Genomic DNA, 16812 nt, shown 5'->3' on the forward strand with positions numbered 1-16812 from the left:
CCGGATGGGGGGTCGGTATCATGGCGGTGTCCTTCCGCTCCACCACGGAGCGCCCGCCGCCGGCCTTCCTTTCCCTTCTGGCGGGGTTGAAGCCGCCCTGGCCCCACGGCAGGCTGGGCCCATGAAATGGCTCCTGATCGGCTTCGCCCTTCTGTTGTGTCCGGCGGTCGCCAAGGCCGATCCGTGCGAGGGCCGTCTGCCCGATCGCGCCGGCCAGACCTTCTCCGGCGTCGTCCGGTACGTCGGCGACGGCGACAGCCTGTGCGTCGGTCCCGGCGCCGATCCGTCGACCTGGATCGAAGTCCGGCTCTCTGATTTCGATGCGCCCGAATTGCACAGCCCGAACGGACGGGCAGCCCGTTACCGGCTGTCGACGCTCGCGCGGGGTCGGACCCTGAACTGCGTCGCGGTGCGCGGCCGGAACGGCCGGGTCATCGTCTACGACCGGGTCATCGCGGCGTGCCGCCTGAACGGTCGCGGGGTCGGCGACCTCCTACGGGCGGCCGGAGGCCAGGAGGGCGGCAACCAGCCGCCGCGCCTCGACCGGCGCCCGAATATGCGATGACCCTGAACCGGATCCCCCGGAGACTGTGGGATAGTCCGGTGCCGACCGTCCTGACTTAAAGCGGCGGTTGTAATAGGCCTGTGTGAACCCCGGGGGCGGGAGGCGCCTCCTCGAAACACCCGATCGCGGTCGAGCGTCATAGGTCGGTCGGGCGCAGGAACTTCAGCGTTCCGAGGGCCCGTCAGCAAAATTTCGCACGAGCCTCGCCCGGACCTCATCGAACCACGCTTGATCCACGGGACCGGCATTGCGTCGGACGGGAGGTGCGCGTGCCCGGTCGGGACGCCGTTTGAACTTGACCACGGGGGAACGACGGTGGGATGTTCATCCTCTACGAGTTGCTCAGGCGCCCCCGCGGGGGGTCACGGATCGCGAAATGCCGGATGCCTGAATCGATCTACGAGTTTGACTGGAGCCGCACCCCCATAGGGCCGAAGGCTTCCTGGCCTCCTGCACTGCTGACCTCGTATCAGATCATGATGGATACCGCGTTCGCCGCGTGTGCGACGTGGGGGCCGGAACGAACCCTGATGTACAACGCCGCCTACATTCCCGTTCTCGGCGACAAACACCCTTCCGCCCTCGGCCAGCCGATCGACAGGGTCTGGCATGAAGTCTGGAATGATATTCGGCCGTTCGTTGAGCGGACCCTGGCCGGGGGGCGGGTCTATCTGGAAGACCTGCCCCTGATCCTGAACCGCTCGGGCGTTCCGGAAGAGACGTACTGGACGTTTTCCTACAGCCCGCTCCGCGACGGTGAGGAGATCATGGGCATACTGGATATCGCGATCGAAACAACCAGCCGCATCCATGCAGAACGACATCGCCAGCTGCTGGTGGAAGAGAGCGGGCATCGCGTCAAGAACACCCTCGCCCTGGTTCAGGCGATCGCGCGCCGCAGCCTGAAGGACGTCGATTGGGAAACGGCGGCTGATTTCGAGAACCGGTTGCTGGCGCTCGCCCGGGCCCAGGACGTCCTTCAGATGAAGGCCTTCCAGGGCGGAGATCTCGGCAGGGTCATATCGCTGGCGCTTGGACATCTGACGCGTGAGCGTTTCGAGTTCGACGGCCCGCCGGTCGATCTGTCCCCGCGCGTCGCGCAAACGGTCTCGCTGGTCGTCCACGAGCTCGCGACCAACGCCTACAAATACGGCGCGCTGTCGGTCTCCGGGGGGCGACTGAGCGTCCATTGGACCGTCGATGAAGGGCGGCTCGCCCTGACCTGGACGGAGCGGGGCGGCCCTCCCGTCGTGGCGCCTGCAAAATCGGGTTTTGGGTCAAAGCTTATACGACGCGGCCTCACCGGCGCCGGCGGCGCTGAACTCACCTACGATCCCGACGGCTTCTCCGCCGTGTTTTCGGCGCCCGTCGTTCGGCTGAAGGACGATTGAGACCAGGGCTGTTCTGACCTGGCCGGGCCCCTGTTCCGCGGACGAGACGCGCAAGTTGAAATCTGGCGGCCGCAGCCGGAGTCGCGTCCGTACGTCGAGCGCCGAGATAATAGGCGCTATTCACCCGGAAGAAGCGCATGTCTCCTCGCCGCAACACAAAGCGCGCCCGGGTGCATCCTGCAGCCGTGGACACGCGTGGAACCTGATCATGAAAAAGACCAAGGCTCCTTCGGTCGTTCTGGTGGTGGAAGACGAACTGATGCTGCGGATGCGCGCCGTGGATATTGTGGAGGACGCCGGCTTTATTCCGGTCGAGGCCGTGAACGCGGACGAGGCCATCGAAATCCTCGAGTCGCGCGATGACATCGCCGTTCTGTTCACCGACATCCAGATGCCGGGAAGCATGGACGGGCTGAGGCTCGCCCACCTCGTTCACTCCCGTTGGCCCCACATCAAGATCATCCTGGTGTCCGGGCAGATCGCGGTCACCGAGGCCGACAAGCCTGAGGACAGCCGGTTCTTCGCCAAGCCGCTCGAGATCCAGCAAATGATCCTGGAACTCCAGGGGATGGTCGGGCGCGGCGCACTGAAGGTGCTGCCCACGCTCTCCGCCGAGAACGGGTCCTTGACCAAGGAGAACAAGGAGCTTCGCTATCAGCTGCAGCAGGCCGGCGCCCATGCCAAGGCCCTGCTCCTGAAAACGGTTCTCGATACAGAGAAGCAGCAGCTGATCATCGACGAGAACCAGCCTCTTCAGGACGCCCTGACCACTGAAAACGACAGTCTCAAGCTGGCGCTGGAACAGGCCGGGATCGACGCCAATGCGCTGTTGGTCCAGGCCGGCATCGAAGCCGAGGAACGAGACGCCGCAGGAAAACTGCAGAACCTGATCCATGCGGAGCTGCACCACCGCATCAAGAACATGCTCGCGACCGTGGGCGCGATCACCGACCAGAGCCTGCGCACCGCGACCAGCATGACCCACGCGCGGTCGGCGATCGACGGGCGGTTCGCGGCCCTGGCGCGCGCCCACGATCTTCTGACACGCGCCAGCTGGGAGAACGCGACGATCGACAGCACCGTGCGAAGCGCGGTCGAGCCGTTTGACCAGGGGGGCGGCCGGTTCACCATCGCCGGGGAGGACATAAGGATCACCTCCAGTTCGGTCATCGCCTTCGCGATGACGCTGAACGAGCTCTGCACCAACACGACGAAATTCGGGGCCCTGTCGCTGCCTGCGGGCCAGGTCCGGCTGGAATGGCGGATCGAGGAGGACCGCCTTCGGCTTGAGTGGGCCGAGTCCGGCGGACCGCCGGTGGTCGAACCGACACGCCGGAGTTTCGGGACGCGCATGATCACCTCATTGGGTCAGCAGCTCAAAGGCCAGGTTGAGCTCGACTACAGGCCGACCGGATTCGTCTACCGCCTCGACGTGCCGCTCGAGTCGCTGACCACCAAATGGGACCGTCGGTCCTGACGGCCGGGCGGTTGTTGCCCGTTGCGCTCGAAGGCGCGAGTCGACCAGCGACCCCGCGCGGGCCGCTAGGTGTGTTGGAAGGCCCGGCCACGGTCGCCCATCAACACCCAGTCGGCGGTGGTGGGCCGATATCCCTTGCCAAAGGCCTGAGCGAAACCGAGCACGACGAGCTCCGCCCCCTGCGGCATGCTCGAACGGAATACTCCGGCCGGCGGAACCGGGGGCAGCGTGCTGGGCCGCGCCTGGCCGCCTCCACGATCAGGCGGATCGAGGACGGCGTCGCTCACCGGGACAGGAACATGGGCAGCGTGCATTCCGCGAGCAGGGTTCGCGTGACGCCTCCGAACAGCAGTTCTGTCGTGCGGGGGTGGCTGTAGGCGCCAACGACCAGGAGATCGGCGTGCAGATCCGCACACTGTTCCCAGATCACGTCAGCGACAGGCGCGCCGTCGGAGTCGACGCGCCTGACGAGGGCCGTCACATCGTGACGCTCAAGGTGACGGGTGATCTCCGCGGTCGAATCCTCGCCGGTCCGGTCGTTTCGCTCGTCGTCGACGGCGAGAACGACGACCTGTGTCGCGGCCAGGAGGAAAGGCAGGGCGTCGTTGACCGCCCGCCGGACCGCCCGGCTTCCGTTCCAGGCGACCACCACGGTCTGGCCGACCGCTTCGGCCCTCCAGGCGTTCGGGATGAGCAGCACGGGCGTACCGGTCGCCAGAAGCAGGCGCTCGCCCGTCCATCCATCCGGCAGGTCGCGGGGCTTGGGATGGCCGGCGACGATCAGATCGCAATGCAGGGAGCGAAGCGCCGCCCCCTGATCCAGGGCGTCGCGCCAGACCACTCTGAACTCCGAGCTCACGGCAAGCGCGCCGGCCAGGCCCGAGAAGGCGCGACCGGCGGCCAGGACGTGCTCCTCGTCGGCCCGTCGATGGCGCTCGGCCACGTGCCTGACGCTTTCGCCCCTGGCGTAGCTTTCGGAAGGGTGGACGGGCTCTCTTTGAATGCCGTAGACGCCCACCAGATGAGCCTCCTGGCGTCGGGCGAGACGCGCGGCGTGGAGCGCCACTCCCTGACCCTGTTCTGTCGCGTCCATGACGACGGCGATGTCTTTCCAGGTCGAAATCACAACATGCCTCCCTTGAACTCCATTCGTGGGACCGGGGGGCGAGAACGGCGGGTTGGATCTCGCCGCATTGACTCTCGCCGATCGACCCGACTCTCGCCGATCGACCCGGCGGCCGGCGCAGCCCCACCGGGTTGCGCCCGTGAAAAGCCACGGTCCTGACCGCGACCGCCCGGGGACAGACCTCAGGACCTCGACGGCCTGTTCGCCTCAATCCAATGGCGCGTTTCCGCCAGCCAGGTGCGAACCTGGGCCAGCGCCTCGTCCCGACCCAGCTCGTAGCGCTGTTGGAGACTGGCGGTCAGCTCGGCGGCATCCGTCTCGACCGACTCAAGCAGGTCCTGGGCCTCAGCCTGGCCCTCTTGCACACGGACGCGCAGATCGCCCCAACGGTCCTGCAAGGCGGCATTGAACCGCAACCACTGGGCCTCGATCAGGGCCTGAGGTTGCCGATCCGCACGCCAGCGCTCGAGCCGTTCGCCGGCCTGCTCAAGCGACAAACCGAATTCCCGCTGCAGGACGCCGGTGATCTCGGTGAGTTCGCCCTCGATCACGCCCTTACGGTCATTGAAGGCCTCGGACCACAACTTATGGATACGGCCCGAGATGATCTTCCACTGGCCCTCGACTTCATGCTTGTTGACCATTTTCGTGCTCCTTTGGAATTTGCGAAGGGTTCTGTGGATCCGGCGACGCGGAGCGGGAAGCTCGGCGTATGGCGGCTGCGCTCATGTCGGATGCGCCCATGTCGAGTGTGTCGCGTCGAGTGCGGCCGTGCTCACTGCGCGCGGCCAAGGCGTCGCAGGCCGAGCGCGACGGCCAGAAGAAGCGCCCCCCGAAACAGCAGGCTGATCCCCACCGCGGCCGCCAGGAAGCCGAGCGCACTTACAGGATCAGCAAACAGGACCGCCAACCCCAGAACCAGATCGAGGACGCCAAGGAGCAGGTTCCAGCCGCGACCGGAGGCGTTGCGAAACGCGATCCAAAGCTGGAAAATCCCGGCCAGGACCAACCAGACGCCGATCAGGAAAACGACCGACAGGGCCCCCGCGAAGGGATCGAACAGGATCAGGACGCCGGCCAGCGCCGCCAGGACGCCGAACGGGATCGTCCAGCCGGCGGTGGGTCGGGCGGAGACCCCGGCGATGATCGCCAGGACGCCATAGGCGGTCAATGTGATCCCGGTCACCAACCCGGCCGCGAGACCGGCGACAACCGGATTCGCCAACGCGAAGACGCCCAGGATGATCGTGCCGATCCCGTATGCAAGGATCCAGACCCAGCCATTGGGCGTGGACCTGCCCGAGCCAGGCGCGGAGTTGGGGAGCAACATGACCATTGTCCTTGGGTGGTGTCGATCAGATAGAAGCGGGTCACGACGCCGTCACGGCGCCCAGCCCGAGGAGGCCTGTTTCAGCGATCAGGACGAACGGATTTTCGGAACGATCCGCCAGCTCGAAGGCCGCCACGAGGAACGGCTATAAGTGAGACCTGGAGTTTCAGCAATCGATTTGAGCGGCGCGCACGGCCGCCTTTCACCGTCGCTGCGAGACGCCGATTCAGCCACCCGGGCAGGGCCAGGCCGGACCAGGGCCGCGCGACCGGTTTGTTCCGGGGACGCCTGGCAAAAGGAGGCCGGCCCGGGCCCACCTTGCGCGAACAGGCCGAGGTTGACAGCGCCAGGGCCGCCGTCTGTTGTCGGACATGACCACACGCCGCGCCGATGCCGTTCAGAACCGTATTCAGCTGCTCCGGGCCGCGGAGAGCGTGTTCCTGGAATTCGGTGTCACCGCGCCGCTGGACCTGATCGTGGACCGGGCCAAGGTCAGCCGGGCCACGCTGTTCCGCAATTTCGCCGATCGTCAGGCATTGACCATGGCGTTGCTGGAATTGGCTCTACAGGAAGTTCAGGAAGCCGCCGACGCGGTCGCGGATCGCGACGATGGGCTGTTGGTCGTCCTGCGGTTCATCGCCGATCGCGTGGCGTTTCGCGCGCCGCTCCATGAGTATTGGCACACCAGCAACCCGCATCTTCCCGAAATCCAGGCCGCTTTGGACCGGCTCGTTTCGATCTTCGCGGCGCCTGTAACGCGTGCCGTCAAGGCTGGCCTGTGCCGCGAGGATCTGATGCCGACCGATTTCGTCCCCTTGGTGACGATGATGAGCACACTGGTCTTCGGGCGCACAGCTGAGGAACGGCGGCTTCTGGCCGACCGCAGTTGGCGGCTGATGCTTGACGCGCTGAAATACAGCGGGTCGGAGGAGGTCTGAGGCGGGCGTGGGCTCCAGGGACGTACTGCAGGCCGGATCCCGCTATCAGACATCCCGGGGACAGCCTGATGGACGCCGGAGCTTCGGGGCGGTTCGAGAATGCGGCGCATCCGTGTTTGGTGTCTAGCGAGCCGACCCTGCCAACCGCTCGACGATGAAGTCGTCCACGGTCCGCGTGTAGTCGCCCGCAAGGCCGAGCGTGTCATTGACCTCGCGATGGGTGAGGTCGACCGGCAGGGTCACCGTCCGCCGGCCGGCGCCGGCGGTCATGCGCGCGAACGCCCCGGCTTCCTCGCAGGGGTGATCGGGGCGCCGCGTCGAGCAGACCACGAGCATCGGCGTCGCCGCCGGGGTCCATTGGCGGGAGGGCGAGGCGCGGTGCCAGTCGTCGGGGTCCGCGCCGAACGCCTCGTCATAAAGGCGGGGATGCCGACGGGTCAGGACCGCCTCTACGTCGAGGACGGCGGTATCGAGGATGACCGCTCCCGCCAGGGGGCGGCCCACCATCTCGGGTCGGGCCGCCAGCAGGGCGGCGATATGGCCGCCGGCCGAATGCCCCATCAGGATCATCGCCCCGGGATCGCCGCCCCAGGCTGACGCGCGGTCCGCGATCTGGCGAACCGCCTCCGCGACGTCCGTGGCCTGTTCGTAGGCCGTGGCCTCCGGCAGGAGCCGGTAGTTGACGCTGACGAGGATGTAGCCGGATGCCCACGCCGGCCAGGCCGTTGATCACGATCTGGCCGCCGGCGACGCCGAGTGTGCCCAGGGCGGCCCCGCGGTCGTAGCTGCGACCCGATCGGAGCCGCAGCCAGGATTCAAGGGCGGCGAAGGCCAGGGCGACGCCGAGAAACAGCAGGGCGTGCTCTCCGCGCATGCTCAGCCGCCCATGCCCATGGAGCGCCCGAAGGCGGCGATCTCGCCGTGCGCGATATAGCCGTTGCGGTCGAGGTCGGCGGCGGCGAAGCGCTGGGCGCCGACGGCGCGGAACTCGCCAAGGTCAATGGCGCGGTCGTTGTTGCGGTCGATATTGCGCAGCGACTGAAGCGCGTCACGGCTGGGGCGACGGCGCTCGCGCGAGCCGCCTTCCGGCCGAAGGGCGCGCGCTTCCGACAGGGTCAGGCGGCCGTCGCTGTTCGCATCGGCCCGGGCGAACAGGCCCTCTCGGGAGGCGTGGAACTCGGCGGGCGACAGCACGCCGTCGTTGTTCAGATCGGCGCGGGCGAACAGGGCCTCGGCCATGGCCGGGCGCGATTGGGCCAGCGCCGGCGCGGCGGCCAGGATCAGGCCGAGCGCGGCGAAGGGCATGATGAGCTTCATGGGATCTCTCCGGGAAAGGAACCCCGGTCGTCGGGGACGACCGGGGCATTTGGACGGCGGTTCGTGGGGGGGCTTCGTCACCGTCCGAAACGGGATGGTCAGTCAGGGCGGGTGCGGACGACCGTGCTCGAACGGGAGGCGCCGCTGTTGGTCGTGACGCCGCGGGTGATCACGGCGCCGCTTTCGTCCCGATAGACGTCGACGTCGCGCTCATAGCCGTAGCCGCCCGAGGTCTGGACTTCGGAGGAGCGGCTGTAGCCGTTCTCGTCCACGGTCACCTGGCCCGTGCGGGTCTGGGTGTTTCCCGCCGGGCCCGTGTGGGTCGCGGTCGTGGCGTAGCCGTCCCCGGTCGCGACGGTGGTGCGGCTGCGCGAGCCGGAATACGGCTGACCGTCGACCGTGCCGGACCGCGACACCGTGGTCGAGCCCGGGCTGCGATAGATTTCGGCGTTGCGGGTGGCGCTGTGGTTGGGGCCGCTGACGGTGACCGAGCGGCTGCGCGAGCGGGACTGGGCGTCGGCGCTCTCGGCCGTGACGGCGACGCCGGCGAGAGCCAGGATCGCCGCCGAGGCGGCGACCATCGCGCGCCGGGACAAGCTGGTCGGAACAGGTTCGTGGGAGGTCATCAGATCTGCCTTTTGTTTGGGACCGGCTGAACCGGACGCCCTCACCATGCACCCGCCGCAGGCCACGGGTTTTTCACGGCGGCGCCAGTGCGTAACAGCATGTATCCGCCACTGGCCCCCGCCCCTCCCCTGCGCCAAGGTTGCGCATGGCCCAGGGTGCGCTTGTCTATATCGTCGAGGACGATCCGGAGATCCGGCGGCTGGTCTGCGACCTGCTGGCGCGCGAGGACTTCCGCTGCGAGGCCGCCGCCGACGGCGCGGCCTTCTGGGCCCTGTTCGAACGGCGCACGCCGGACCTCGTCATTCTCGACATCATGATGCCCGGCGAGGACGGGCTGTCGATCTGCCGGCGGCTGCAGGGCGACAGCCATGTGCCGGTCCTGATCGCCTCTGCCCGCGGCGAGGCGCTGGATCGCGTCGTCGGCCTGGAGGTCGGGGCCGATGACTATCTCGCCAAACCCTTCGAACCGCGCGAACTGGTCGCCCGCGTGCGCGCCCTGCTGCGCCGCCGCGACCGGCTCGCACCCCCGGACTCGCCCCGTGTCTACGCCTTCGCGGGATGGCGGCTCGATCTGGCGACCCGGGCCCTGACCGACCCCGCCGGCGGCCCGCTGGAGCTCACCGCCGGGGAATTCGACCTTCTGGCCTCCCTGCTCGCCCGACCGCGAACGATCCTGTCGCGGGACGACCTGATGGACATGCTGAAGGGGCGGACCGCCGATGCTTTCGACCGGTCGATCGACATCCAGGTCTCCCGCCTCCGCCGCAAGCTCGGCGACGATCCGCGGGAGCCGCGCCTGATCCGCACCGTCCGGAACGCCGGCTATCTGTTCACCGCGGACGTCGAGGCGCTTTCGTGACGCGTCCCGGCCTTTCGCTTTCGACCCGTCTGACCCTCGCCGTCGTGGTGGTCCTGGCCGTGGTCCAGATCCTCGGTCTGATCGGCTTCGTCAACCTCCAGCGCGAAAGCGGCCGGGGCTGGCGCTTGCCGCTCCCGTCCCGCATCGCCGCGGCGGCGGACTTGCTCGATCGCACGCCGACGCGGGAGCGCGATCTGCTCCTGATCGCCATGAACGGCGACCAGACGCGGTTCTTCCTGACCACGAACGCCCCGCCAGGGTATGTGGAGCGCCCCGGGGTCGGGCCGGGCGTGTTGTCGGCCTATGGCTCCGCCCTGCAAGGTCGCGCGGTTCGCATCCTGGCGCCCGAGATCAGACAGGAGCGCTGGCGACCGCTGCTGCGGGAGCGACCCGCCTACGCCTTCTCGGTGCAACTGGCCGATGGCCAGCGGCTGGTGGTGGCGCCGGGGTCGTTTCAGCGGCGCAGAGTCCGGCTGGCGGCCCTTCTCGTCCTGAACCTTATCATCGGCCTGGCCGCGGCCTTGCTGGTCTGGGGCACCATCCGCGGGGCGACCCGCCCGTTGCAGGTCATCGCCGAGGCTGCGGATGGCTTCGCCGCAGACCTGAACGCACCGCCGATGGACGAGGGGGGGCCGGTCGAGGCCCGGCAGGTGGCCTTGGCCTTCAACCGGATGCGCGCTGAAATCCGCCGGCTGATGGCCGAACGCATACGCATGCTGGCGGCCGCCGCCCATGACGTAAAGACGCTTCTCACGCGCCTGAGACTGCGTGTCGCCCTGATCGCCGACGAGGCGCAGCGGGACCGCGCCGACCGGGACATCGCCCTGATGGCCACACTGCTGGACGACGTGTTGCTGGTCGCCAGGGGCGAGGAACGGCCGGCGATCGTCGCTCCGGTGGACCTCCCGCCGCTGCTGGAGGATATGGCTCGGGAGCGTCGGTCGCTCGGACAGGCGGTGGCGACGGGTCCCATGCCGGGCTCCGCCCTGGTTCTGGCCGACGCGGCGGGCTTGCGGCGGGTGCTGGAGAATCTGATCGAGAACGCAGTCTTGTACGGCGGCGGCGCGGATCTGGAACTGCGCGACGCCGGGGCCGCGTGGCGTGTCGCGATCGTCGACTATGGGCCCGGCCTTGAGGACGCCTTCGAGCCGGACGCGTTCGAACCCTTCTCACGGGGGGAAGCCTCGCGGAGCCGGGAAACCGGCGGAACCGGTCTGGGCCTGTCGATCGCCCGCTCACTGATCCGGCAGATGGGCGGAGAAATCTTCCTGGAGACGACGCCGGGCGGCGGGCTGACCGTGGTCGTGGCGTTGTCGGCTCCGTCCAGCCCGCCGACGTGACGACGGTCGCGGGGCGCTCGTCCTGGCCACGGCGCGAGGGCTCGACTCCCGGTACAGCGGGGCCCGACGGCAGCAGATCCGAGATTGGATGGGCGCCCGAAGGGGGGCTGAACTCACGCGCCTTCGTCGCCATGGCGTCGGCCGCGATGGCGACGCCGGGCGTTCAGCTTCCTGCGTATCCGCCAACCCAGTTCGCGGTGTCGTGACTCGGCCCAGGCGGTCAGGCTTCGAAGGGCTGCCGACGGGGCTCTCCATTTGAGAACGTCAGGCATTGGGTCTCCAGAGCGCGAAGCACGCGCACCGCAATCTGACCATCGGCGTCGTCTATGCCAGCGACCAGCTCGTCCCGCAGGCGGTCGAGCGCCTCATCCAATTTGAGGGACAGGGCACGGCCCAACTCGGTCAAGTGCAGGGTCTTGGCGCGGCCATCGGACAGGTCCTTGCGTCGCTCCAGCAGACCATCCCGCTCAAGTTGAGTGACCGATCGCGCAATGGCGGCCGGATCAAGCGTCGACTCCTTGGCCACATCTTGCTGGCGGATACCATCGCCCAGCCGGGTGATCACAAGCAGGATCGCCGCCGTGGACAGGGAGACGCCCAACTGCGCCAGGGCCGTTCCAGCCGCGCGTTGCCAAGCGCGACCCGCAGGCAGGATCGTCCAGGTCAGCGTCCTTCGCCAATCTTCGCCTTCTCGAAATGACATATGGCGTAAGTCCCATCCTTGATACGCCCAGCGCACGTCTGGTCCGCATTCTCCCTGTCGGCGTGACAACCCAAGCTGACAGTTGTCAACGCCTCGTCGCATCAGCCTTGGACGTCAGTCGCAACCACTATTGTTGATGCGTCAATCAATTCCTATATTCCCACGCATCATCAATTAATCCGTCCCGCCCGTAGGGCGGACGGACGGCATGGAGAGCGGGATGGGCAGGCTTAAGGGCAAGGTGGCGATCATCACCGGCGCGGCGCAGGGCATGGGCGCCTCGCACGCAAGGCGCTTCGTGGCCGAGGGCGCGCGGGTCGTCCTTTCAGACCTGAACGAGGCAGGCGGCGCTGCGCTGGCCGATGAATTGGGCCGTTCGGCGCTATTCGTGCGGCACGACGTGACGCGGGCGCAGGACTGGACCCAGGTCGTTGAGCGGACCGAAGCTGCTTTTGGTCCCCCGACGGTCCTGGTCAACAATGCCGGCGTGCTCGGCCCGATCGCCAGGACGTCCGATATTTCCGAAGAAGATTATCTGAAGGTCTGCGCGATCAACCAGACGTCTGTGTTCCTGGGCATGAAGGCGGTCATTCCATCGATGCTGAAGGCGGGCGTGGGTTCGATCGTCAACATCTCCTCCATCGCCGGCATCGTCGCCAATTACGGCTTTCCCAGCCTGGCTTACGTCGGCAGCAAATTCGCGGTCCGAGGCATGAGCAAGGCGACGGCGATCGAATATGGCCCGAACAACATTCGCGTGAACTCTGTTCACCCCGGCTTCATCCGCACGCCGATGATGGCCGAGGCGACAGATGAGGAGGGGGGCGACGCACTCGTGCAAATCCCGCTGCGTCGCATCGCCGATCCCGCCGAGGTCAGCAATCTGGTGCTGTTCCTCGCCTCGGACGAGGCCTCCTATATCACCGGCGCCGAACATGTCGTCGATGCGGGCATGACGGCCCAGTGACCAATATCGCGAAGGACAAGGACATGGATCAGGACTTCGCAGGCAAGGTGGCGATCGTCACCGGCGCCGCCTCGGGCATCGGCGCGGCGACGGCCCGCAGGCTCGCGGCCTCGGGCGCGGCGGTCGTGGTCGCCGATTTCAATCATCACGGCGCAGAGGCCATCGCCGCCAAGATCGGTGGAGGCGCTCGCGCCTGGGAGATCGATCTTGGTGACTTCGACGCGATCGAGCGGATGGTCGACTGGACCGTGAAGACGTTCGGCCGGCTCGATCTGGCCGTGAACAACGCCGGGATCGGCGGCGATTCAAAGGGCGTGGTCGAGTATGATCCGAACACGTGGCGCCGGGTGCAGGCCGTCAATCTCGACGCCATATTCGGCTGCATGAAGTATCAGATTCCGGCGATGATCGCGTCCGGCGGGGGCGCCATCGTCAATATGGCCTCCGCCTTGGGGCTCGTCGGCCAACGGAACAACGCGGCCTATATCGCCTCCAAACACGCGATCATCGGCGCCACGAAATCCGCGGCCATGGATTATTCGGATCGCGGCGTCCGCGTGAATGCGATCGCGCCGGGCTATATCGACACGCCGCTCGTCCGCAGCGTCGTCAGCCAGGAGGAATTTGACGGGATCGTCGCACTCCACCCGATCGGTCGCCTGGGTAAGCCCGAGGAAATCGCCGATGCCGCGGCGTTCCTGCTGTCCTATCGCGCCTCGTTCGTTACCGGTGCCGTCCTGGCCGTCGATGGCGGATATACGGCCCAATAGCGCATCGCGACCCCGCCCGGTGAGAGAAGACATCCATGAAAGCCGTCCAGCTTGTCCGCCCGACCGAACTTGTCCTCGCCGATCTTCCTATCCCCGAAATCCGCTCGCATGAGGTGCTGCTGCGGGTAACGGCGGCCGGTGTCTGCCATACCGATGTCAGTATCCGACACGAGCAAAGCGACGCCTATCCGTCAGGCCTTGTGCTGGGCCATGAGATCGCCGGCCGCATTGATCGGGTGGGAACGGGCGTGAACGGTTGGCAAGTTGGGGAGGATGTCATCGTCAGCGCTGCAACAATTGTCGGATGATCGCGCCTGGGCCAGATCGTCAACCTCCCCGACGCCCGGCAGATCAGGGAAGATGGCCTGACCGGGACTGCGGCCGGACGGATCGCTATCAGGCCGCGATACTTCGCGGCCGGCCTTGGGGAAGGACACCATGCAAAAATTGACTGCGTTGCGATTGATCATGCGCTTCGGGGCGGTCGGGTCGATACTGCTGGCCGCTCTGGCCGCCACCATCCTGGCATGGCCCGGCCTGGGCTGGGGCGGGCTCGCGGTCGGCCTGGTGGTGGCCCCCCTCGCCTGGCTCGCCTTGAAAAGCTATGTCGAACTGGTGTCGATTATCTTTCAGACCGTCCACTGATCAGTCTGAAGCCCCTTGCGTTGACATCTCTCGCCCCGGTCGTGGCGTGGGTTCGGCCATCAGCCTCGTGCTGATAAGCCGGGAAACCGACGGGACGGGTCCGGGCATCTGCGCCGCTGTCATGTCCGCTCTTCGGCCCGGGGATTTCGGGCTCGGGGACCGCCTCTGGCAGGAGCCATCGCTTGAGCCGCCTCCCGACGCCCCCGGACCTGAGGTGTATCAGGCCCGGATTGCCGGCCAACGCCCCGGCGGCCACGGCCCGGATTTTGATGCGCGATCATGACCCCGCGCCGCCGAAGGTCGAGGTGGGCCGCCGATAGGGCTGGCGACATTCCCTGCGCCCTGTGATCCGCGCCGATCCCCCCGGAAGCGGCCAGGGGCGACGTTTTGACGTTTCGAACACCGGCATCCGCTTCCGAGCCACGCCCGCAGACCCCTTGTCGATATCCCCCGGGAGCGTAAATACGGCGCTTGACAAAACGGACAGTATTGTCCACTTGCGACCCATGTCAGGTCTTCGCAAGGAACGCAGGGATGTCGCCCGCCATCGGGAGGCCATTCTGGATGCGGCGTCACACGTGTTCGCCGAGCAGGGCGTGCATGTATCGCTGGACGCCGTTGTAGAAGCGGCCGGCGTAGGCCGGGCGACATTGTATCGGCACTTTCCCGACCGCGCCGCGCTGCTGCTGGCGCTGTTCGAGCGGGAGATGGCGGCCGTCAGCCGGGCCAGCATCGATGTCGAGCCCGGTCAGGCTCTGTTCTCCATGATCGCGCAATCGGGCCGCGCGGCGCGTGAGGCCCCGGCCCTGGCGGACGCCTGGCGCGCCGTCGCCGCCGACCATCCGCAGTTGCGGGCGCGCCAGCGAGAGTTCGTCAGGCTTTTCGAGGCTCCGCTCGCCGCCGCCCTGAGCGAGGGCGCTGTGCGTCCCGACCTGAAAATCAGCGATGTGCTGGCCGTGATACGAATGGTGATCGCGGCCAGCCGCCAGGAAGATGCGGATGAAGACCAGACAGCGAGCCGCGTGCTCGATCTGGTCCTCAAGGGCATCCTGAGGCGCGATCAATGACCGCAGCCCGGCGCCAGCTCGGCCAGGTCATCGGCGAGGTTCCCGACTGGAAACCTCACGAACGGCCGATGATGCCCGGCTCCCCATCCACCCCTGATTTTTCCAATCCGGTCCGGCTGGGCTACGGCCTAGTCGCCCTGTTGCTCGGGTTCACGGGCGGTCTCGGCACCGCCCTTGTCGCCGTGAATCTGCCCGCGATCCAGGGGGAACTCGGACTCGATCCCGTGCAGGGAGCCTGGCTGAGCACCGTCTATGTGATGTTCAACGTCTCGATGAATCTGTTGGTCATCAAATATCGTCAGCAGTTCGGCCTGACCTCATTCGTGATGGTCTTCCTGTCGATCTACGCCCTCGCCGCCTTCGCCCATCTGGCGACTGACAGCTTCACCGGAGCCCTGGCCGTCCGCGCGCTCAGCGGCGTCGCCGGCGCAGCGCTCGGTGTTCTGGCGGTCTTCTACATGCTGCAGGCGTTTCCGGCCAAGCTGCGCCTGCCGGCTCTGATCCTCGGGATCGGCGTGTCGCAACTGGGAATGCCCCTGGCGCGGATCATCTCGCCTGACCTTCTCGACCTGGGCAACTGGCATGGCCTCTATGTTCTTGAGGCGGGCCTCGCCCTCTCCTGCCTCGCGGCGGTGCGCATCCTTCGGCTCCCTCCGGGCGTTCGTATCCACGCGTTCGAAAGAAGGGACTTTTTCAGCTTCGTCCTGCTGGCGGCCGGCCTGGGACTGATCGTCGCCGTGGCGGGCCTGGGCCGGGTGGAGTGGTGGTTCGAGGCGCCCTGGCTGGGCTGGGCGCTGGCGCTCGCTGTTATTCTGATCGCTGGCGGCGCCGCCTTCGAACACCACCGCGCCAACCCCCTGGTGGACACCCGCTGGCTCTTCACCGGAAGCTTTTTCAGGTTCGCGGTATCGATCCTGCTGGTTCGGGTGCTCCTCAGCGAACAGACGTTTGGCTCCACGGGCCTGCTGCAGACGGTGGGCATGGGAGCCGAACAGCTGCGCCATCTGTATGGCGTCGTTCTGATGGCGACGGTCGCCGGTGTTCTGGTGAGCGCCTTTTCGCTCCTCCTATCGCCCAAGCTGGTCATCATCCAGGTGCTGCTGTCCCTGATCCTGATCGCTGTCGGCGCCTTCATGGATGCGGGGGCCACCGCCCAGACCCATCCCGCCAATCTCTATGTCAGCCAGGCCCTGTTGGGCTTCGCCGGCGCCATGTTCATGGGGGCGGCCGTGATCATCGGCGTCGGACAACTTCTGGCGCGAGGCTTTGGCTCCGTCGTCACCTTCGCCGTCATGTTCGGCGCCACCCAGGTGCTGGGCGGGGTCCTCGGAGCCGCCGCCCTTTCAACGTTTCAGGTGATGCGCGCCCAGCATCACGGCGCCTATCTATCCGAAGCCATCGTGGGCGCGGACCCGCAGGCCGCAGCCCTGCTCCAGACCTACGGCGGCGCCTTCGCCTCCACGGTGGCCGATCGCAGTGTGGCTTCGCTCAATGGCGTCAGCACCCTCGCCCAGCAGGTCACGCAACAGGCCAACATCCTGGCGTTCAACGACGTCTTTTTCGTGATTGGCGTGACGGCCGTGGTGCAGCTCATCGTCTCTCTCGCGCTGATCGTCCGCCAGGCCATCAAGGCCAAGGCCAACCCTCAACCTGCGGGCGACGCCGCCGGCGCCGTCGCCATCTGACGCCC

19 protein-coding genes are annotated in these 16812 nt (G+C 67.1%); 12 read left to right on the top strand and 7 right to left on the bottom strand.

Going from position 1 to position 16812, the window contains the following annotated elements; translation table 11 throughout:
* Window positions 1–121 precede the first annotated feature (121 nt).
* From HX774_RS11005 to HX774_RS11015, 3 genes are all read left to right on the top strand, one after another.
* Entirely contained in the window at window positions 122–565 is a 444-nt protein-coding gene (locus HX774_RS11005) for a thermonuclease family protein (RefSeq protein WP_178826758.1), read from the top strand.
* A 320-nt stretch (window positions 566–885) separates the two neighbouring features.
* Complete coding sequence (locus HX774_RS11010) at window positions 886–1956, top strand: sensor histidine kinase (RefSeq protein ID WP_178826760.1); 1071 nt, start codon at window positions 886–888, stop codon at window positions 1954–1956.
* Window positions 1957–2164: 208 nt separating this feature from the next.
* Window positions 2165–3433 carry an HWE histidine kinase domain-containing protein gene (locus HX774_RS11015; protein WP_178826762.1) on the top strand — a complete coding sequence of 423 codons (1269 nt, stop codon included), beginning with the start codon at window positions 2165–2167 and terminating at the stop codon, window positions 3431–3433.
* A 283-nt stretch (window positions 3434–3716) separates the two neighbouring features.
* Here HX774_RS11015 and HX774_RS11020 read toward each other — a convergent pair whose 3' ends face one another.
* The 3 genes from HX774_RS11020 to HX774_RS11030 all read right to left on the bottom strand — a co-directional run bounded on the left by HX774_RS11020 (window position 3717) and on the right by HX774_RS11030 (window position 5889).
* Window positions 3717–4559: a universal stress protein gene (locus tag HX774_RS11020; protein ID WP_178826764.1), complete on the bottom strand. Its 843-nt coding sequence runs from the start codon at window positions 4557–4559 to the stop codon at window positions 3717–3719.
* Window positions 4560–4741: 182 nt separating this feature from the next.
* The gene (locus HX774_RS11025; RefSeq protein ID WP_178826766.1) at window positions 4742–5203 is read right to left on the bottom strand and encodes a hypothetical protein; all 462 of its coding nucleotides are present in this window, start codon (window positions 5201–5203) and stop codon (window positions 4742–4744) included.
* 131 nt (window positions 5204–5334) lie between these two features.
* Window positions 5335–5889, bottom strand: coding sequence for an HdeD family acid-resistance protein (locus HX774_RS11030; protein ID WP_178826768.1), 555 nt, complete (start codon window positions 5887–5889; stop codon window positions 5335–5337).
* A gap of 371 nt (window positions 5890–6260) precedes the next feature.
* Here HX774_RS11030 and HX774_RS11035 point away from each other — a divergent pair, with 371 nt between their 5' ends.
* On the top strand, window positions 6261–6827 hold the full coding sequence (locus HX774_RS11035; RefSeq protein WP_255500401.1) for a TetR/AcrR family transcriptional regulator: 567 nt from the start codon (window positions 6261–6263) through the stop codon (window positions 6825–6827).
* 123 nt (window positions 6828–6950) lie between these two features.
* Here HX774_RS11035 and HX774_RS11040 read toward each other — a convergent pair whose 3' ends face one another.
* From HX774_RS11040 to HX774_RS11050, 3 genes are all read right to left on the bottom strand, one after another.
* Window positions 6951–7523, bottom strand: a complete 573-nt coding sequence (locus tag HX774_RS11040) for an alpha/beta hydrolase (protein ID WP_370523485.1) — start codon at window positions 7521–7523, stop codon at window positions 6951–6953.
* Window positions 7524–7703: 180 nt separating this feature from the next.
* Entirely contained in the window at window positions 7704–8144 is a 441-nt protein-coding gene (locus HX774_RS11045) for an EF-hand domain-containing protein (RefSeq protein ID WP_178826772.1), read from the bottom strand.
* Between the two features lie 98 nt (window positions 8145–8242).
* Complete coding sequence (locus HX774_RS11050) at window positions 8243–8770, bottom strand: hypothetical protein (protein ID WP_255500397.1); 528 nt, start codon at window positions 8768–8770, stop codon at window positions 8243–8245.
* Window positions 8771–8916: 146 nt separating this feature from the next.
* On the opposite strand from HX774_RS11050, the gene HX774_RS11055 reads away from it, so the two are divergent.
* Together HX774_RS11055 and HX774_RS11060 are read left to right on the top strand one after the other, a co-directional pair.
* The gene (locus HX774_RS11055) at window positions 8917–9630 is read left to right on the top strand and encodes a response regulator (protein WP_178826774.1); all 714 of its coding nucleotides are present in this window, start codon (window positions 8917–8919) and stop codon (window positions 9628–9630) included.
* Window positions 9627–10970: a sensor histidine kinase gene (locus tag HX774_RS11060; RefSeq protein ID WP_370523481.1), complete on the top strand. Its 1344-nt coding sequence runs from the start codon at window positions 9627–9629 to the stop codon at window positions 10968–10970. The genes HX774_RS11055 and HX774_RS11060 overlap by 4 nt, the downstream gene beginning before the upstream one ends.
* Before the next feature lie 220 nt (window positions 10971–11190).
* Here HX774_RS11060 and HX774_RS11065 read toward each other — a convergent pair whose 3' ends face one another.
* Complete coding sequence (locus HX774_RS11065) at window positions 11191–11571, bottom strand: MarR family winged helix-turn-helix transcriptional regulator (RefSeq protein ID WP_255500398.1); 381 nt, start codon at window positions 11569–11571, stop codon at window positions 11191–11193.
* Between the two features lie 322 nt (window positions 11572–11893).
* On the opposite strand from HX774_RS11065, the gene HX774_RS11070 reads away from it, so the two are divergent.
* The 6 genes from HX774_RS11070 to HX774_RS11095 all read left to right on the top strand — a co-directional run bounded on the left by HX774_RS11070 (window position 11894) and on the right by HX774_RS11095 (window position 16807).
* Window positions 11894–12640, top strand: coding sequence for a glucose 1-dehydrogenase (locus tag HX774_RS11070; RefSeq protein ID WP_178826776.1), 747 nt, complete (start codon window positions 11894–11896; stop codon window positions 12638–12640).
* On the top strand, window positions 12637–13410 hold the full coding sequence (locus tag HX774_RS11075) for a glucose 1-dehydrogenase (RefSeq protein WP_178826778.1): 774 nt from the start codon (window positions 12637–12639) through the stop codon (window positions 13408–13410). The genes HX774_RS11070 and HX774_RS11075 overlap by 4 nt, the downstream gene beginning before the upstream one ends.
* Window positions 13411–13445: 35 nt before the next feature.
* Complete coding sequence (locus tag HX774_RS11080) at window positions 13446–13718, top strand: alcohol dehydrogenase catalytic domain-containing protein (RefSeq protein WP_178826780.1); 273 nt, start codon at window positions 13446–13448, stop codon at window positions 13716–13718.
* A gap of 130 nt (window positions 13719–13848) precedes the next feature.
* Entirely contained in the window at window positions 13849–14055 is a 207-nt protein-coding gene (locus tag HX774_RS11085) for a hypothetical protein (RefSeq protein ID WP_178826782.1), read from the top strand.
* A gap of 506 nt (window positions 14056–14561) precedes the next feature.
* A complete protein-coding gene (locus HX774_RS11090) occupies window positions 14562–15122 on the top strand; it encodes a TetR/AcrR family transcriptional regulator (protein WP_178826784.1) in 561 nt (186 codons plus the stop codon).
* Window positions 15119–16807 carry an MFS transporter gene (locus tag HX774_RS11095; protein ID WP_178826786.1) on the top strand — a complete coding sequence of 563 codons (1689 nt, stop codon included), beginning with the start codon at window positions 15119–15121 and terminating at the stop codon, window positions 16805–16807. Before HX774_RS11090 ends, HX774_RS11095 begins: the two co-directional genes overlap by 4 nt.
* Window positions 16808–16812 lie beyond the last annotated feature (5 nt).

Origin of the sequence: Brevundimonas sp. P7753 (assembly GCF_013386595.1) — a bacterium.
GTDB lineage: Bacteria > Pseudomonadota > Alphaproteobacteria > Caulobacterales > Caulobacteraceae > Brevundimonas > Brevundimonas bullata.

What these genes read in the sequence shown, in the direction of transcription:
- HX774_RS11005 (WP_178826758.1), top strand. Translation starts at nt 122, where the DNA reads ATGAAATGGCTCCTGATCGGCTTCGCCCTTCTGTTGTGTCCGGCGGTC.
- HX774_RS11010 (WP_178826760.1), top strand. Translation starts at nt 886, where the DNA reads ATGTTCATCCTCTACGAGTTGCTCAGGCGCCCCCGCGGGGGGTCACGG.
- HX774_RS11015 (WP_178826762.1), top strand. Translation starts at nt 2,165, where the DNA reads ATGAAAAAGACCAAGGCTCCTTCGGTCGTTCTGGTGGTGGAAGACGAA.
- HX774_RS11025 (WP_178826766.1), bottom strand. Translation starts at nt 5,203, where the DNA reads ATGGTCAACAAGCATGAAGTCGAGGGCCAGTGGAAGATCATCTCGGGC.
- HX774_RS11030 (WP_178826768.1), bottom strand. Translation starts at nt 5,889, where the DNA reads ATGTTGCTCCCCAACTCCGCGCCTGGCTCGGGCAGGTCCACGCCCAAT.
- HX774_RS11035 (WP_255500401.1), top strand. Translation starts at nt 6,261, where the DNA reads ATGACCACACGCCGCGCCGATGCCGTTCAGAACCGTATTCAGCTGCTC.
- HX774_RS11045 (WP_178826772.1), bottom strand. Translation starts at nt 8,144, where the DNA reads ATGAAGCTCATCATGCCCTTCGCCGCGCTCGGCCTGATCCTGGCCGCC.
- HX774_RS11050 (WP_255500397.1), bottom strand. Translation starts at nt 8,770, where the DNA reads ATGACCTCCCACGAACCTGTTCCGACCAGCTTGTCCCGGCGCGCGATG.
- HX774_RS11055 (WP_178826774.1), top strand. Translation starts at nt 8,917, where the DNA reads ATGGCCCAGGGTGCGCTTGTCTATATCGTCGAGGACGATCCGGAGATC.
- HX774_RS11070 (WP_178826776.1), top strand. Translation starts at nt 11,894, where the DNA reads ATGGGCAGGCTTAAGGGCAAGGTGGCGATCATCACCGGCGCGGCGCAG.
- HX774_RS11080 (WP_178826780.1), top strand. Translation starts at nt 13,446, where the DNA reads ATGAAAGCCGTCCAGCTTGTCCGCCCGACCGAACTTGTCCTCGCCGAT.
- HX774_RS11085 (WP_178826782.1), top strand. Translation starts at nt 13,849, where the DNA reads ATGCAAAAATTGACTGCGTTGCGATTGATCATGCGCTTCGGGGCGGTC.
- HX774_RS11090 (WP_178826784.1), top strand. Translation starts at nt 14,562, where the DNA reads ATGTCAGGTCTTCGCAAGGAACGCAGGGATGTCGCCCGCCATCGGGAG.
- HX774_RS11095 (WP_178826786.1), top strand. Translation starts at nt 15,119, where the DNA reads ATGACCGCAGCCCGGCGCCAGCTCGGCCAGGTCATCGGCGAGGTTCCC.